General features: G+C 72.5%; 15 protein-coding genes and 1 riboswitch. Of the genes, 4 read left to right on the forward strand and 11 right to left on the reverse strand.

Annotation, left to right across the window (positions count from 1 at the left end; all coding sequences use genetic code 11):
• Positions 1–28: 28 nt before the first annotated feature.
• From ACSU53_RS09800 to ACSU53_RS09810, 3 genes are all read left to right on the forward strand, one after another.
• A complete protein-coding gene (locus ACSU53_RS09800; protein ID WP_437026486.1) occupies positions 29–550 on the forward strand; it encodes a GNAT family N-acetyltransferase in 522 nt (173 codons plus the stop codon).
• Positions 551–617: 67 nt separating this feature from the next.
• Positions 618–758: riboswitch (cobalamin riboswitch) on the forward strand.
• A gap of 124 nt (positions 759–882) precedes the next feature.
• Positions 883–3,258: a ribonucleoside-diphosphate reductase subunit alpha gene (locus tag ACSU53_RS09805; RefSeq protein ID WP_437026488.1), complete on the forward strand. Its 2,376-nt coding sequence runs from the start codon at positions 883–885 to the stop codon at positions 3,256–3,258.
• On the forward strand, positions 3,258–4,277 hold the full coding sequence (locus ACSU53_RS09810; protein ID WP_437026490.1) for a ribonucleotide-diphosphate reductase subunit beta: 1,020 nt from the start codon (positions 3,258–3,260) through the stop codon (positions 4,275–4,277). Before ACSU53_RS09805 ends, ACSU53_RS09810 begins: the two co-directional genes overlap by 1 nt.
• 107 nt (positions 4,278–4,384) lie before the next feature.
• On the opposite strand, the gene ACSU53_RS09815 is transcribed toward ACSU53_RS09810, so the two are convergent.
• Positions 4,385–4,621 (reverse strand): hypothetical protein, encoded by a 237-nt coding sequence (locus ACSU53_RS09815; protein ID WP_437026491.1) that lies wholly within the window; start codon positions 4,619–4,621, stop codon positions 4,385–4,387.
• Between the two features lie 93 nt (positions 4,622–4,714).
• Here ACSU53_RS09815 and ACSU53_RS09820 point away from each other — a divergent pair, with 93 nt between their 5' ends.
• The gene (locus ACSU53_RS09820) at positions 4,715–5,677 is read left to right on the forward strand and encodes a helix-turn-helix domain-containing protein (RefSeq protein WP_437026493.1); all 963 of its coding nucleotides are present in this window, start codon (positions 4,715–4,717) and stop codon (positions 5,675–5,677) included.
• A 21-nt stretch (positions 5,678–5,698) separates the two neighbouring features.
• On the opposite strand, the gene ACSU53_RS09825 is transcribed toward ACSU53_RS09820, so the two are convergent.
• From ACSU53_RS09825 to ACSU53_RS09870, 10 genes are all read right to left on the reverse strand, one after another.
• Entirely contained in the window at positions 5,699–7,069 is a 1,371-nt protein-coding gene (locus tag ACSU53_RS09825; RefSeq protein WP_437026495.1) for a bifunctional albaflavenone monooxygenase/terpene synthase, read from the reverse strand.
• Entirely contained in the window at positions 7,066–8,151 is a 1,086-nt protein-coding gene (cyc1, locus tag ACSU53_RS09830) for an epi-isozizaene synthase (RefSeq protein WP_437026497.1), read from the reverse strand. The genes ACSU53_RS09825 and cyc1 overlap by 4 nt, the downstream gene beginning before the upstream one ends.
• Positions 8,152–8,451: 300 nt before the next feature.
• Complete coding sequence (def, locus tag ACSU53_RS09835; protein ID WP_164334059.1) at positions 8,452–9,102, reverse strand: peptide deformylase; 651 nt, start codon at positions 9,100–9,102, stop codon at positions 8,452–8,454.
• A 118-nt stretch (positions 9,103–9,220) separates the two neighbouring features.
• Positions 9,221–10,201, reverse strand: a complete 981-nt coding sequence (locus tag ACSU53_RS09840; protein ID WP_164334060.1) for a tetratricopeptide repeat protein — start codon at positions 10,199–10,201, stop codon at positions 9,221–9,223.
• 157 nt (positions 10,202–10,358) lie between these two features.
• The gene (locus ACSU53_RS09845) at positions 10,359–11,648 is read right to left on the reverse strand and encodes an HD-GYP domain-containing protein (protein WP_437026499.1); all 1,290 of its coding nucleotides are present in this window, start codon (positions 11,646–11,648) and stop codon (positions 10,359–10,361) included.
• Positions 11,645–13,003: an HD-GYP domain-containing protein gene (locus tag ACSU53_RS09850; RefSeq protein WP_437026501.1), complete on the reverse strand. Its 1,359-nt coding sequence runs from the start codon at positions 13,001–13,003 to the stop codon at positions 11,645–11,647. Before ACSU53_RS09850 ends, ACSU53_RS09845 begins: the two co-directional genes overlap by 4 nt.
• Before the next feature lie 208 nt (positions 13,004–13,211).
• Positions 13,212–13,526 carry a mycothiol system anti-sigma-R factor gene (gene rsrA, locus ACSU53_RS09855; RefSeq protein WP_437026503.1) on the reverse strand — a complete coding sequence of 105 codons (315 nt, stop codon included), beginning with the start codon at positions 13,524–13,526 and terminating at the stop codon, positions 13,212–13,214.
• The gene (sigR, locus tag ACSU53_RS09860) at positions 13,523–14,209 is read right to left on the reverse strand and encodes an RNA polymerase sigma factor SigR (protein ID WP_437026505.1); all 687 of its coding nucleotides are present in this window, start codon (positions 14,207–14,209) and stop codon (positions 13,523–13,525) included. Before sigR ends, rsrA begins: the two co-directional genes overlap by 4 nt.
• 259 nt (positions 14,210–14,468) lie before the next feature.
• Entirely contained in the window at positions 14,469–15,149 is a 681-nt protein-coding gene (locus ACSU53_RS09865; RefSeq protein WP_437026506.1) for an alpha/beta hydrolase family protein, read from the reverse strand.
• Between the two features lies 1 nt (position 15,150).
• The gene (locus ACSU53_RS09870; protein WP_437026508.1) at positions 15,151–15,966 is read right to left on the reverse strand and encodes an SOS response-associated peptidase; all 816 of its coding nucleotides are present in this window, start codon (positions 15,964–15,966) and stop codon (positions 15,151–15,153) included.
• Between the last annotated feature and the right edge of the window lie 33 nt (positions 15,967–15,999).

Below are 15,999 nucleotides of genomic sequence, written 5' to 3' on the forward strand. Positions count from 1 at the left end.
CGCCCCGTGCCGGGGGCAGAATCGCCCCATGGACATCACCATCCGCCGGGCCCTGCCCGCCGAGTACGCGACGCTCGGCACGCTCACCGCCCGCGCCTATCTCGACGACGGGCTCCTCGACTTCGGGGACAGCGACCCGTACCTGGGCGAACTGCGGGACGTCGCGAAGCGGGCCGCGGCCGCCGAGGTGCTGGTCGCCGTGGAGGGTGAACCGCCGCCCGGCGGCCGGGTGCTGGGCGGGGTGACGTTCGTGCCGCACGGCGGGCCGATGGCGGACCTGGCCGGGACCGGCGAGGCGGAGATCAGGATGCTGGCGGTCGACCGGGCCGCCCGGGGGCGGGGCACCGGCGAGGCCCTGGTGCGGGCGTGCGTGGACCGGGCGCGGGCCGTGGACGGCTGCGTGCGGGTCGTGCTGTCGACCCAGCCGAGCATGCACGCGGCGCACCGGATCTACCGGCGACTGGGCTTCGTCCGCACCCCGCACCGCGACTGGAACCCGGTCCCGCACCTGGACGACCTCACGCTGCTGTCCTACGAGCTGACGCTCTGACACCGGCGCTCCGGCACCGGGCGCGCCACAAGATATGGGGCTGTCCGCAACGCCCGGCACAAGATGTATGCTCATGCTCGCTGTCGCCGCAGGGGAATCCGGTGCGAATCCGGAACTGTCCCGCAACGGTGTACTTGTGCGTGTTCGCGTTTCCCCGCGCCCGCGCACGGGCTTCAGTCCGAGGACCTGCCGACAGTGCGCCCGGCCGTCCGGCCCGGGTGCTCCGACGTCCGGGCCTCGCGGAATGGGCCGGTGGACGCACGACGCCGTGCGCGTCCCGTGCTGCCCCCTGCCCTCGACGAGGCCCCGTGCCGAGCGAGGGAGAGCCCCACGTGACCATCGCGCCAGCGGATCCGGTCTCAGCCAGTGACGTACCCCCGGAGGGCGACGGCCCGGGTGCCGCGCTGCTGCGCACCCTGACCGTGCTGACCGCCGACCTCCCCGACGCCGACCCCGGCCGGGTGGCCGCCGCCGCGCTGCGCGGCCGGTCCGCGCGGGCGGACGAGGCGGAGCTGCGGGAGCTGGCCACCGAGGCCGCGGCCGGGCTCATCTCCGAGGACCCCGCCTACTCCCGCCTCGCCGCCCGGCTGCTGACCCTCGCCATCCGCGAGGAGGCCGCCTCGCAGGGCGTCACCTCGTTCTCCTCGTCCGTCGCGACCGGGCACCGCGAAGGGCTCGTCGCCGACCGGACGGCGGGCTTCGTCCGGCGGCACGCCGACCGGCTGGACGCGCTGGTCGACACCGGCGCGGACGACCGCTTCGGCTACTTCGGGCTGCGTACCCTGCACAGCCGCTACCTGCTGCGGCACCCGATCACCCGCAGGGTCGTCGAGACCCCGCAGCACTTCCTGCTGCGCGTCGCCTCCGGGCTCGCCGAGGACGACAGCACCCGGTCGGTGGACGAAGTGGCCGCGCTGTACGGGCTGATGAGCCGCCTGGACTACCTGCCGTCCTCCCCCACCCTGTTCAACTCCGGTACGCGGCACCCGCAGATGTCGTCCTGCTACCTGCTGGACTCCCCGCGGGACGAGCTGGACTCGATCTACGAGCGCTACCACCAGGTGGCCCGCCTCTCCAAGCACGCGGGCGGCATCGGCCTGGCCTACTCCCGCATCCGCGCCCGGGGTTCGCTGATCCGCGGCACCAACGGGCACTCCAACGGCATCGTCCCGTTCCTGAAGACGCTGGACGCCTCGGTGGCCGCGGTCAACCAGGGCGGGCGGCGCAAGGGCGCGGCGGCGGTCTACCTGGAGACCTGGCACGCGGACATCGAGGAGTTCCTGGAGCTGCGCGACAACACCGGCGAGGACGCCCGCCGTACGCACAACCTGAACCTGGCGCACTGGGTGCCGGACGAGTTCATGCGCCGGGTGGACGCCGACGCCCCGTGGTCGCTGTTCTCCCCGGCGGACGTGCCGGAGCTGGTGGACCTGTGGGGCGAGGAGTTCGACGCCGCCTACCGCGCGGCCGAGGCGAAGGGCCTGGCCCGCCGGACGCTGCCCGCGCGGGAGCTGTACGGCCGGATGATGCGCACCCTGGCGCAGACCGGCAACGGCTGGATGACCTTCAAGGACGCCGCCAACCGCACCGCCAACCAGACGGCCACGCCCGGGCACGTCGTCCACTCCTCGAACCTGTGCACGGAGATCCTGGAGGTCACCGACGACGGGGAGACGGCGGTCTGCAACCTGGGGTCGGTCAACCTGGGCGCGTTCGTGGACCCGGAGGCGGGCGACCTGGACTGGGAGCGACTGGACGCGACCGTCCGCACGGCCGTCACGTTCCTCGACCGGGTGGTGGACATCAACTTCTACCCGACGGAACAGGCGGAGCGTTCCAACGCCCGCTGGCGCCCGGTGGGCCTGGGCGCGATGGGCCTCCAGGACGTGTTCTTCCAGCTCCGGCTGCCCTTCGACTCCCCCGAGGCGCGGGCGCTGTCCACCCGGATCGCCGAGCGGATCATGCTGGCCGCCTACGAGACGTCCGCGGACCTCGCGGAGCGCAACGGCCCGCTGCCGGCCTGGGAGCACACCCGGACCGCCCGGGGCGTGCTGCACCCCGACCACTACGCGACGGACCTGGCGTGGCCCGAGCGGTGGTCGGCGCTGCGGGAGCGGATCGCGCGGACCGGGATGCGCAACGCGCTGCTGCTGGCGATCGCGCCGACGGCCACCATCGCCTCGATCGCGGGCGTCTACGAGTGCATCGAGCCGCAGGTGTCGAACCTGTTCAAGCGCGAGACGCTGTCGGGCGAGTTCCTGCAGGTCAACTCCTACCTGGTGGACGACCTGAAGCGGCTCGGCGTGTGGGACGCGCGCACGCGGGAGGCGCTGCGCGACGCGGGCGGCTCGGTGCAGGGCTTCGCGTGGATCCCCGAGGAGGTGCGCCGGCTCTACCGCACGGCGTGGGAGATCCCGCAGCGCGGACTGATCGACATGGCCGCCGCGCGCACCCCGTTCCTGGACCAGTCGCAGTCGCTGAACCTGTTCCTGGAGACGCCGACCATCGGAAAGCTGTCGTCGATGTACGCGTACGCCTGGAAGCAGGGGCTGAAGACCACGTACTACCTGCGGTCGCGTCCGGCGACCCGCATCGCCCGTGCCGCCCGGGCCCAGACCCCGGCGGCCGTGCCCGTCCCGCAGGCGGCGCCCGACGACGCCGTCGCCTGCTCCCTGGAAAACCCCGAGTCCTGCGAGGCCTGCCAGTGATGACCAGCCCCACCCGTACCCAGAACCTGCTCGACCCGGGCTTCGAACTGACGCTGCGGCCCATGCGCTACCCCGACTTCTACGAGCGCTACCGGGACGCCATCAAGAACACCTGGCACGTGGAGGAGGTCGACCTCCACTCCGACGTGGCCGACCTGGCGAAGCTCAGCCCGTCCGAGCAGCACCTCATCGGCCGGCTGGTGGCGTTCTTCGCCACCGGTGACTCGATCGTCGCGAACAACCTGGTGCTGACGCTCTACAAGCACATCAACTCCCCCGAGGCCCGGCTGTACCTGTCCCGGCAGCTGTTCGAGGAGGCGGTGCACGTCCAGTTCTATCTGACGCTGCTGGACACCTACCTGCCCGACCCGGAGGACCGGGCGGCCGCCTTCGCCGCGGTGGAGAACATCCCGTCCATCCGGGAGAAGGCCGAGTTCTGCTTCCGGTGGATGGACTCGGTGGAGAAGCTGGAGCGGCTGGAGACCCGCGCGGACCGCCGCCGGTTCCTGCTCAACCTGATCTGCTTCGCGGCCTGCATCGAGGGCCTGTTCTTCTACGGCGCCTTCGCCTACGTGTACTGGTTCCGCAGCCGCGGCCTGCTGCACGGCCTGGCGACCGGGACCAACTGGGTGTTCCGCGACGAGACGATGCACATGTCCTTCGCCTTCGACGTGGTCGACACCGTGCGCAAGGAGGAGCCGGAGCTGTTCGACGAGCAGCTGGGGCAGCAGGTGACGGACATGCTCCGCGAGGCGGTGGAGGCGGAGCTGCAGTTCGCGCGGGACCTGTGCGGTGACGGCCTGCCCGGGATGAACACCGAGTCGATGCGGCAGTACCTGGAGTGCGTCGCCGACCAGCGGCTGACCCGGCTGGGCTTCGCGCCGGTGTACGGCTCGGAGAACCCGTTCTCGTTCATGGAGCTCCAGGGTGTCCAGGAGCTGACCAACTTCTTCGAGCGCCGTCCGTCCGCCTACCAGGTCGCCGTGGAGGGCACGGTCGACCTGGACGAGGACTTCTAGTCACCCGTCCGGCGAGTCCGGCGCGGCCCGGACGACGGGTCCCCGGGGCCCGCCGGGCCGTACCCGGCGGGCCGTACGGCCCCGCTCAGGCGGGGCGCCGCCCCGTGTCACGCCGCTCGCGAGGTGTGGTGCGGGGCGGTGCTCCGCACCGGGGCGGACCGGTCCGCCGGCACGGACCGCAGTGCGGCGGTGCGCCGGGGCAGGGGTGCGGTCTCGGCCTGCCGGATCTGGCGGTCGATCCGCCGGTCGCGCGCGATGCCGACCACGGCGGGCAGGATCATCAGCGCGAACAGTCCGAGAACGAAGAGCATTCCGATCAGTGCTTGCGTCTGTGTCGTATCCATAGACATGAGTCTCGCCGCTCACGGTCCTTACCGACAGTGGCAGGGCTGCCGTACACCCTCGATTTACTGCCACCCGCGCGGCAGACTGGTGTCATGCTCCGGAATGTGGCCGTCGCCCTCCTCGACGGCGTGAACCCCTTCGAACTCGGCGTGGTCTGCGAGGTCTTCGGCACCGACCGCACCGACGAGGGCCTGCCCGCCTACGACTTCGCGGTGGCCTCCGCCGAGGGCCCGGTCCTGCGCACCGAGGCGGGCTTCACGATCCGGGTCGACCACGGCCTCGAACGCCTGGAGAGCGCCGACCTCATCGCGGTCCCGGCGGGACGCAGTTTCGATGCCCGGTCCTTCCCGCCCGAGCTGCTGGACGCGCTGCGCCGCGGCGTGGCACGCGGGGCCCGGGTGGCCAGCGTCTGCTCGGGGGTCTTCGTCCTGGCCGCGGCCGGACTGCTCGACGGCCGCCGGGCCACGGTGCACTGGCGCCACGCCGAGGAGCTGAAGCGGCAGTACCCGCACCTGACGGTGGAACCGGACGTGCTCTACATCGACGAGGGCCCGGTGATCACCTCCGCCGGCACGGCCGCCGGCATCGACGCCTGTCTGCACCTGGTGCGCAAGGAGCACGGCTCGGAGGTCGCCAACCGGATCGCCCGGCGCATGGTCGTGCCCCCGCACCGCGACGGCGGCCAGGCGCAGTACATCGAGCGCCCCGTGCCGCGCACGGGCGGCGACACCGTCTCGGACGTGCTGGTGTGGCTGCAGGAGCATCTCGACGAGGAGGTCACCGTCGAACAGCTCGCGACCCGCGCACTGATGTCGCCGCGGACCTTCGCCCGCCGGTTCCAGCAGGAGACCGGCACCACGCCCTACCGCTGGGTCCTGGGCCAGCGGGTGCTGCTGGCGCAGCGCCTGCTGGAGGGGACCGACGAGACGGTGGACGCGATCGCGGGGCGCACCGGCTTCGGCACCGCCGCCGCGCTGCGCCACCACTTCGTGCGGGCCGTGGGCACCACGCCGAACGCCTACCGGCGGACGTTCCGCGGCCCCGAGGCCGCGTGAACGCCCGCCGGCGGGCGGGACTCAGCGCTCGACCGGCCGCAGCAGCAGGCGGTTCGGGCGCAGGGTGATGCCGACGCGGGTGGCCGCGTCGGACGCCTCCGTCTGCTCGAAGCGGAACCGGGTGGCCACCGCCGCCGTGATCAGCGTCAGCATGGCCATGGAGAAGTGGTCGCTCGGGCATTTGCGGTTGCCCACGCTGAAGGGCCGCATGGCATATTTCGGCAGATCCTTCGAACGTTCGGGGAGCCAGCGGTCGGGATCGAACTCCAGGTGGCGCTCGTACGATTTCGGATCGCGTTGGATCGCGTACGGACTGTAGATGATGTCGGCCCCGGCCGGAATGTGATAGCCGCCGAGTTCCGTGTCGGTGACCGCCCGCCGGGTCAGAATCCAGACGGCCGGGCGCAAACGCATCGCCTCGACGACGACATTGGCCGTGTACGTGAGCCCGCGCACGTCCGCGAATGCGACCGGTCGCCCTCCGGTGACGGAGAGCACTTCCTCGCGCACCTTGTCCCCGTGCTCCGGGTGGTCGGCGAGCAACTCCAGCAGCCACATGATCGTCGAGGCGATCGTTTCACTGCCGGGGGTGAGTATCGCGACGACCTGGTCGTGGATCTCCTGTTCCCCGATGGGGTCGCCATTGTCGTCCTTGGCCTCCAGCAATGCCGTCAGCAAATCGTCCGGCTTTTGACCGGATGCCCGGCGTTCGGCGACGATCTCGTCGACCAGGAGATGCAAATCGGCCAGCGCCCGGTTGAATTCGCGGTTGGCCGGGAGGGGCAGCCTGTAGAGCGGGCCGAGCGGTACGACCATGCGCCGGTACATGCCGCGGAAGACGGTGGCCAGGGCGACGCACAGGCGTTCCGCCCGCTCGTCCATGAACCGGCCGCGCAGCAGGCAGCGGGCCGCGACGCGCACGGCGACGCGGAAGGACTCGGAGGTGGCGTCGATGGTGGCGCCGGACGCCCACCGCTCGACCAGGGCGTGCGCCTCCTCCTCCATGATCGGCCCGTAGGCGGGGATGGCGTCCAGCTTGAACGCGGGCTGGATGGTGCGCCGCTGGCGGCGGTGCAGCGGGCCGTTGGCGGTGGCCACGCCCTCCTTGCCGAGCAGGCCCTCCAGGGACTCCCAGAGCGGCCCGGAGATGATGTAGTCGGGGCTGAGGGCGAGCGCTCCGGTGAGCGCCGGGGTGGTGACGGCGTAGACGGTCTTGGGCCCCAGTTTGAGGCGCACGACGTCACCGTGGTCGCGCAGTTGGGCCATGAAGGCCAGCGGGTCCCTGACCAGCTTCCAGCCGTGGCCGAGTCCCGGGACTCCGCCGCCCGCGACGGGGGGCACCCGCAGACCGGCCGGGGTCGTTGATTCGGGTTTCACCGACTCGACGGTCATTTCTCACCTGCCGCTTCGTTGTTGACGTACGGGGGCGTGGACCGGTCGTCCCAGCTGTCGACCCGGTACCGGCCGGACTCGTGGTGGAACCAGTAGACGGAACTGAACCAGTTCCGCATGTTTCCGAGGCAGGCGCGCACGGCGGCGCTCAATTCCTTTCCGCCCACGGTGCCGTCGTCGAGACCGTCGGCGAACCGTAATGCCTCCTCCTCCGCCTCCAGGAATCCTTCGATGCATTCCAGGATGCGGCGCCGGAGATCGGCAACCGCCTCTTCGAGTGTCATTTCCTGGTGAGTGACGAGACTGATTCCGAGATTGTGCACCTCACTTCCCGCCAATTCCTTGGGAAGGGAGCAGAGATCGTTGTACCAGGCGGCGAATTCCTGACTGAGCAGCGCCGCCTTCCGGTAGGCCGGGTTCTTCCGGACGGAATCCGGGAGTTCGAGGCCCGCGCTGGGTTCCAGGAGATCGGTCCAGATCCAGTGCGCGAAGGTGAGGCGGCGCAGTTCCAGGTATTCCTCGACGCCCGGGACGACGCCCTGCCTCCGGTTCTCGAATTCGCGGTCGTACGCCTCGATGACGGTGTGGAAGTGCCGGGTGAACCGGGCGTTCCACGAGGCGGGCAGGAACGAGAACAGCCGCCCCACGCTGTCCGCGAGCCCCGCCACCAGGGGATCGTGGTGCCGCAGGTGGTCCCCGGGGCGGTCGAGGGCGCTGTGCAGCCGCTCCTTGAGCCGCCGCCAGGCGTCGGGGCGGTCGTGGACGATGTCGCGGTCGTGCCGGTCGTCCCAGACGAAGAACCACGCGCTGTAGTCCGCTATCGCCTGCATGACCTCGTCGGGGGCGCCGAGGTAGTAGCCGGCCATGAGGTCCGTGTAGCACAGGCCGTCGGCATATTCCGCCACCTTGTCCGCGGGCATGAGCCGCTTTTCGAGCAGCCACGCACGGGTGTTCTCCTGGAGCTTCGGCCAATACGGATGGAGTTGCCGGGGAAACGACGCCTCGATCACCGGGAGGGAGAGCGCCGGTGGAACCGCGACGGTCGTCGGTGTCGATGTGGTGCCGTGTGACAAAGCATGCACGAACAATCCCCTCTCAGCCGCCGGTTGCGTACGCCCGTCCCCCGCCGGGTGTGCGCCGGTGCATATCCCCGTTCCTCTATTCAGCACCACAACTGACCGTTCTGGGAACGGATTTGCCTCATTCACCACCCCAGGGTGCCGAGAACCTCCTGTTGGGTGTCTTGATTTGGTTCAGGAGGGACCGCTGGGGACCGAACGGGGTGCCGGGACGCGAACGGCGTCCGGTCCCGGAGTGACCCGGGACCGGACGCCGTACGGAAGGGGAGCGCGGGGTGTGCGGACCCGGCGGGCCCGCGCGGCTCAGTCGTTGGCGACCACGGGGTAGCGGGGCTCGTTCTCGGCCATCTGCCGCAGCGCGTCCTTGCGTTCCCGCTTGGACAGCCGGTCGATGTAGAGGTAGCCGTAGAGGTGGTCGGTCTCGTGCTGCAGGCAGCGCGCGAAGTAGCCGGTGCCGCGGACCTTGATCGGGTTGCCCCGCTCGTCCTGCCCGGTCACCTCGGCGTAGTCGGGGCGGGCCAGCGGCGCGTAGGCGGTGGGCACCGACAGGCAGCCCTCGTTGCTGTCGTCCAGCCGCCGCCGCTCGGCGGGCAGTTCGACCAGCTTCGGGTTGCAGACGACGCCGACGTGGCGGGTGCCCTCGTCGTCCGGGCAGTCGTAGACGAAGACCTTCAGGTCGACGCCGATCTGGTTGGCGGCCAGGCCCACGCCCTCGGCGGTGCGCTGGCTGGCGAACATGTCGTCCACCAGCTGCCGCAGCGCGTCGTCGAACTCCGTGACGTCCCGGCACTCCTTGTGCAGCACCGGGTTGCCGACCACGGTGATCGGGCGGGAGGTGCCGCGCTCGCGGTAGGCGGCCTCGCGCTCCTCGCAGTCCTCCGTGTCGATGACATACCCCTCGTCGTCCACGGGGAGCACGCCCGCGTGCTGCTGATCGGTGTCCTGCTGAGCCATGACCGACGTGTGCCTTCCTGAAAAATCCGGGCTGGGATGCTGCTACAGGGTACGGGGAGCGCGCCCGCCGGGGGCGCGGGGAACAGGGTCCGCTCCGGCCGGGCGGGCGGGGGTGTGCTCAGCAGACCTCTTCGAGGTCCCGCCAGTCGCGGGAGTCCGGGCTGTCGGCGACCCACCCGTCCAGCAGCCCGCGCACCAGCGCCGCCGGCGCCGCCACCCCGCACTCCCGCTCGGGTACCCACAACTGCCCGTCGGTGCGGTGGCCCAAGGGGCCGGGGTGTCCCGGCTCGCTGTGGTCGTGCGGGTCGAGGTGCTCGCCCTCGCCCTCGTCGGAGGGCATCCGGGACTCGGAGCACATCCGGCACAGCAGCCGCACCGACGACGACCAGTCCTCGGCGGCGAACCCGGCGTCGGCGGCCAGCGCCTCCAGGGCGTCCCGGTCGGCCTCGGTCTCGGCCTCCAGCAGGACCACCCAGGTCGGCACGGGTGACGGCGCCCACAACTCGATCTCGTCGAACACCGGGTAGGTGTGCCCGGCGGCCGTGCTGCGCTCCCCGTGCGGCACCCCGTCGTGCAGGACGACCTCGCCCCAGCGGCGGCCGGAGGACGGCAGCGGGATCGACAGCACCTCGATGCGGGCCGGGTCCAGCCGGCGCCCCCACACCACCTCGGCCTCGCCCTCCGGGGACAGCCGCACGGCGGCGCTGCCCAGGTCCATGCCGAGCGGTTCACCGGAGTCGGTGGGCGAGCCGGGCACCTTCAGTCCGTAGGCCTGCCAGGCACGGCGGGCCAGCGGCCAGTCCTGCAGGGCGGTGGCGGCGATGCCGACGTTCCACCAGTCGGGCGCCCCGGTGTCCCGGTCGAGCAGGGCGACGGCCCGCAGCCCGGCCGCCCGCGCCTGCTCCCAGTCGTGCCGGAACTTGTGCAGCAGCGCGAGGTTGAACCAGGACTCCGACAGCCAGGGTTCCAGGTCGGCGGCACGGGTCAGCAGCGCGCCGGCGTCCTCGTACCGGCCGTCGCCGATGAGGGTGAACGCGCGGTCCGTGGCCTGCCGCCAGGAGGCGGAGGGCCGGTTCCGTCCCTTGCCGAAGATCCTCACGATTCCCGCCTGCCAGTTCCGTGCGGTGGGCCGGCTGTGCCTTTCCGCGCCCCCTGACACTCTCCACTTCGCATCCAACCACGTACGGCCGGAAGGGCGCTCATTACCCATGGGTTACCCAGCCCCGTACCGGGTCAGACAGTCCCGTTCGTGGCCCTCACCACGCTCCGTCCCCGTGTTCACGCCCCACCTCCGTGTTCCGCGCCAGCACCCGGGCCAGGGCGGCGACGACCTCCGGTGCGTACTCTCCCGCGGCACCGAACCTCAGCTCCTCCAGTGCCGTCAGCGGCCCGCCGGGGCCTCCTGCCCGGGACTTCTCCTCGTACGCGTTCACCACCCGGACGATCCGCGCGGCGAGCGGCTGTCCGGGGTGCGGGTCGCACTGCTGTTCCACGATCCGGGCGACCTGGGGGTCGACCCCGGTCTGGCGCACGACGGCACCGCCGAGCAGGGCGATCCGGCGCTGCTCGGTGACCGGCAGCGCGGAGGTCGCGCCGGCCGGCACCGGGTCGACCAGGCTCAGCTGCCCGATGTCGTGCATCAGCGCCGCGTACTCCAGCAGGGTCAGTTCGGGCGCGGTCATCCCGAGGTCGCGGCCCACCGCGCGGCTGAGCCCGGCCACCCGGCGGGCGTGCCCGGCCGGGGTGCACCCCGCGATCTCGGTGGCCCGGGCCAGCGAGGCGATGGTCTGCCGGTAGGTGGCCCGGACGGCGGCGTACCGCCGGTGGGACAGCTGGGCGAGCAGCAGCGGGACCGAGAAGACGGGCAGCGCCCACAGGCCCACCACGGCGACCGCGAGGGCCATCACCGCCCCGGTCGCGATCACCGCGGCCTCGATGCCGGGGACGGCCCGCAGCTCGTCCCGCAGCAGCGGCCAGAAGGGCCACCCGGTGCGGGAGCGGGCGAGCGCGGCCGCCAGCACGGCGTCGCCGAGCGTGGCCAGACAGGGCAGCGCGAGCAGCACCAGGGCCTGGGCGGGGCCCTGCCAGTCGTCGAACGCGCCCCGGCCGTACAGGGGCTGGAAGCACACCGCGACGAAGCCGACGGCGAGCACCCGGCGGGCCAGCCGGTCGGCACCGGGCCCGTGCCCCCGGGCGACGTTCGGCACGCTGCCCAGCAGGGACGCGGCGAGCACGACGGTGACGGCCTGGGCGGCGTCGTGCCCGCCGGGCCGCCCGCCGACGTCGCCGAGCAGCGCGTACGCCATGGACCCGGCGGCGGCGAGCGGCGCGGACTGCCGGATCCGGGGCGCACCCCGGCGGGTGAGCTCGCCGACGGCGATGAGCACCGTGAAGGCGAGGAGGGCGTCCCGGTCCTCGACGCCGTGCCAGAGGACCGAGCCGAAGCAGCCCGCGGCCACCACGCCCGCGCACAGGTGCACGAAGGGGGGCAGGCGGGGCCGCCGGGTGACGGGCGTGCCCGCGCGGGCCCCGGGCGGCGGGGTCACCGCGGTGCCCCGGTCCGGCCGGCGACGGGCGCGGCGGGCGCGGGAACGGCGGGGGCGCCCGATTCGTCGGCGGTCACCGCGGGGTGCCAGCCGTCCCGGCCGATCACCCGGACGAGGGCGGCCACCATGCGCGGGTCGAAGTGGGAGCCCGCGCACCGGCGCAGTTCCTCCAGGGCCACGGGCACGGGCCGGGCCCTGCTGTAGGAGCGGGTGGAGGTCATCGCGTCGAAGGCGTCGGCGACCGCGACCACCCGGGCCGACTCCGGGATCTGACGGCCCGCCAGCCCGTAGGGGTAGCCGGTGCCGTCCATCCGCTCGTGATGGTGCAGCACCGCCTCCCGGGCCTCCCCGAGGAAGGAGATGCCGCGCACCATCTCGTGCCCGTACTCGGGGTGCAGCTCGATCACCCGGCGTTCCTCGGGGGTGAGCGGCCCGTCCTTGGTGAGCAGCCGGGTGGGGACGCCGAGTTTGCCGACGTCGTGCAGGATGCCGGCGAACCGCAGCACCTCGACCCGCTCGTCGTCCATGCCGAGTTCGCGCGCGATCATCATGGAGGCGTGGCCGACGCGTTCGCTGTGCCCGCGCGTGTAGCCGTCCTTGATGTCGACGGCCTGGACCAGGGCGCGGATGGTCGCCTGGTGGGCCGCGCGTTCCCGGTGGTACTGGGCGAACGCCCACCGCGAGACGGCCATCGGCAGGAGCACCAGCAGGGCGGCCCCGGGCCCGTAGGGGCTGCGCCAGAGCAGGGCCATCATCAGCCCGGCCAGCCCGTGCACGGTGACGGGCACCAGCAGTGGCAGCAGCGGCAGCAGCGGCCGCCACCACGTCGCCCGGCCGGGGGGCCCGGCCGGTGGTCCGGGCGGGCCGCCCGCCGTCAGTACCCGCAGGCCGCCGTCCAGCAGGGTGAGCACGAGGCAGAACGCGAGGACGGCGACGCCCGCCGCACCCAGGGCCCGGGGGACGTCGCAGCCGGCGACCGCGGCCGGCCCGCCGGCGGCCTGGTGTCCCAGACCCGCGGCCCGGACGGCGAGCACCAGCTGAGCGGCGCGCCAGATCCGCCGGAGCGGGTCCGGCGGCCGGGGTACGGGCATGAGCAGGGCGCCGGGCAGCGCGACCAGGGCCGCGGCGGACGGCGGCAGGAGGAAGGCGCCGGCGAGCAGCACGGGGTAGCAGGCACCGCCCGGCCCTGGGGCACCGAAGCGGCGCGAGCGGGCGAGGTGTTCACAGCCGGCGTAGAGCGCGGCGAGCAGGGCCACCGCCGGCCAGGCGGTCCGGGGGCCCGGCAGGAGGCAGAGGGCGGCGAGCAGGGCGACCGCCACGACGTACGCGCGGGCCCGCGCCGGTAACGCCTCCATGAGCCCCTCCCCCACCGTGCCGCCGCACTCGGCCCGCCGCCGTCGGCCTTCGGAGCCTAGGGCGGCGGGAGGGGCCCCCGCGGGCCGATAACCCGCGGATTAGCACGTACGGGTGACGACCCCACCCCTTACGGGGAGCGGTGCCGCCCGGGGGGCCGCCGCCCGGGGACCGCCGTCCGGAAGGGGACGGCGAGGGGCGCGCGGCGGGTCAGGACTCTTGCGGCCTGACCGGGGAGGAGGCGGTGACGTCCTGGTCGGGCACGGCCTGGCCGGAACGGATCAGTTCGATCCGGCCCATGACCTTGGACCGCAGGTCGCCCGGCACGTCGTCGTGCCCGCAGCATCGTTTGACCAGCTTCTTGACGGCCTGCTCCAGCCCGTACTTCTCCAGGCAGGGCGAGCACTCCTCGAAGTGGTGCTCGAACTTCACGCAGTCCGCATCCGGCATCTCACGGTCGAGGAACTCGTAGAGATGATCGAGGATTTCGCTGCAATCCGTCTCGTGCGGCTCTCCGCAGCTCATGACCCCGAGCCTTTCGCTTCGTTCGACTTTCCGGCGCCGGCCGGGACCAACCCCCGCTCGCGGGCGTAGTCCTCGAGCATGCCGCGCAGCTGGCGGCGGCCACGGTGCAGGCGGGACATCACCGTACCGATGGGTGTGCCCATGATGTCGGCGATCTCCTTGTAGGCAAAGCCCTCGACGTCCGCGAGGTAGACCGCGATGCGGAACTCCTCGGGGATCGCCTGCAGCGCTTCCTTCACGTCCGAGTCGGGCAGGTGGTCCAGCGCCTGCGACTCGGCGGAGCGCAGACCGGTGGACATGTGGGACTCGGCGCGCGCGAGCTGCCAGTCCTCGATCTCCTCGGCACCGCTGCGCTGCGGCTCGCGCTGCTTCTTGCGGTACGAGTTGATGAAGGTGTTGGTGAGGATCCGGTACAGCCACGCCTTGAGGTTGGTGCCTTCGCGGAACTGGTGGAAGGACGCGTACGCCTTGGCGTACGTCTCCTGGACCAGGTCCTCCGCGTCCGCGGGGTTGCGCGTCATGCGCAGCGCGGCGGAGTACATCTGGTCGAGGAATTCGAGCGCGTCCCGCTCGAAGCGCGCGCTGCGCTCCGCGCTCGTCTCGGCGCTCGCGCCACCCCGGCCCTCGGGCTGCTCCGCCTGGCCGTGTTCGGTCCCTGCGTCGGTACCGGGAACCGGACCCACCTCCTCGAGTGTCGTCGTGAGACCGGAACCGGTCTCACCCGAATCGGAGGATAGACGACGATCCGGTCCGCCCGCCGCCCGAATCGGGGCGGTCCGGGCCGCGGGCAGCACCGTCCAGTCCAGGTCGGCGCGTGCACTGCGGTTCGGGCAGAGCGTGGAACCCATGCGGCGGACTTCCTCTCCTACGACGGCGATGCCGGTGACCGGCACGTATGTCCGCCTCAACAGCCGAGGGCGTCCGGACATTCCCGCCGTGCCGTCACAGACCCCCGGCCCACCGCGCCACGGCGTCCGTGACGACGGCCAGCGCCTCGTCCTGGGTGATGTCCGCGCGCTTGGGGACCGCGAAGCCGTGGTCGCCGTGCGGCACCTCCACCAGCTCGTGAGGGCCCTCGGGGAACTCGGCGGGCCCGCCGAACGGGTCGTTGCCGCCCTGCACGACGAGTGTGGGCACCCCGGCGCCGAGCAGTTCGGCGGCGCGGGACTTCTCCGGCCGTCCCGGCGGGTGCAGGGGGAAGCTCAGGGCGAGGACGGCGCGGGCGCCCAGCTCCGTGGCGGTGCGGCAGGCCACCCGGGCGCCGGCGCTGCGGCCGCCGGAGACGACCGGCAGCCCCGGTTCCGCCAGCGCGGGCCAGACCCCGCGCCAGCCGGTGTCCAGGGTCTTCGGCGCGGGGGCCACCTTCTTGCCGGCCACCCGCCAGGGCTGCTCGACCAGGGCCACGGTGATCCCGTGCGCGGGCAGGACGGCGGCCAGCGCCCGCAGGTCCCGGGCCTCGATGCCGCCGCCGGCGCCGTGGCCGAGGGCGAGGACGAGCCGGGCGGTGCCGTGGGCGGGGTGCCAGGTGATCCGGGCGTCGCCGGCGCCGGTGGGGACGGTCCGGGTGACGGGGGCCTCGGAGGGCTCCGGGGTGCGAGGGGCAGGTGTGTTCCGGGGGGTCACGTCAGAAGAGTGTGCCCTCTTCCGGGGCGTCCAGCTCCTTCAGCAGCTCCGGGCCGTTGTTGCGGACGTTGCTGACCGCCGTGGACACCGGGTAGGCGCGCATCAGGCCGGGGGGCGGCGGCGCGAGCAGCGCGCGCAGGTCCTCGACGTCGGTGCGGGCCGGGTCCAGCCAGGCGTCCCAGCGGTCCGGGGTGAGCATCAGCGGCATCCGCGGGTGGATCTCGGACAGGGAGCGCGGACCGTCCGCCGGGGACACGGCGAGCGGACCGGTCTCCGCCTCCGTGGTGATCACGGAGCAGGTCACCCACCAGGCCCGCGGGTGGTCGTCCGGCAGCGTCCGGTCCCGCCAGAACTCGTAGAGGCCGGCCATCGCGAACACCGATCCGTCGGCCGGGGTGACGAAGTAGGGCTGCTTGCGGGGGCGCTTCTTCTTCCCCTCGACCTCCAGGTCCCGCTCCTGCTTGCCGGTGACCCACTCGTAGTAGCCGTCGGCCGGCAGGATGCAGCGCCGGGTGCTGAACGCGCGGCGGTAGGACGGCTTCTCGTGGACGGTCTCCGCGCGGGCGTTGATCATCCGGGCGCCGCCCTCGGGCGTCTTGGACCAGGAGGGCACCAGGCCCCACTTCAGTGTGCGGAGCTGGCGAACCGGGCGGTCGTCGTCCGCGTCCTTCAGGGCACGGTCGAGAACGGCGTGCACCTCCTTGGTCGGCGCCACGTTGTAGTCGGGCTCCAGGGACTCCTGCGGTTCCCACTTCTCGATCTCGAAGATGCCCGCGAGGTCCTCGGGGCTGCGACTCGCTGCATACCGTCCGCACATACGTGCAACACTGCCAGACTCCGCACGCGCAGA

This window comes from Streptomyces sp. enrichment culture, assembly GCF_964273255.1.
Lineage (GTDB): Bacteria > Actinomycetota > Actinomycetes > Streptomycetales > Streptomycetaceae > Streptomyces.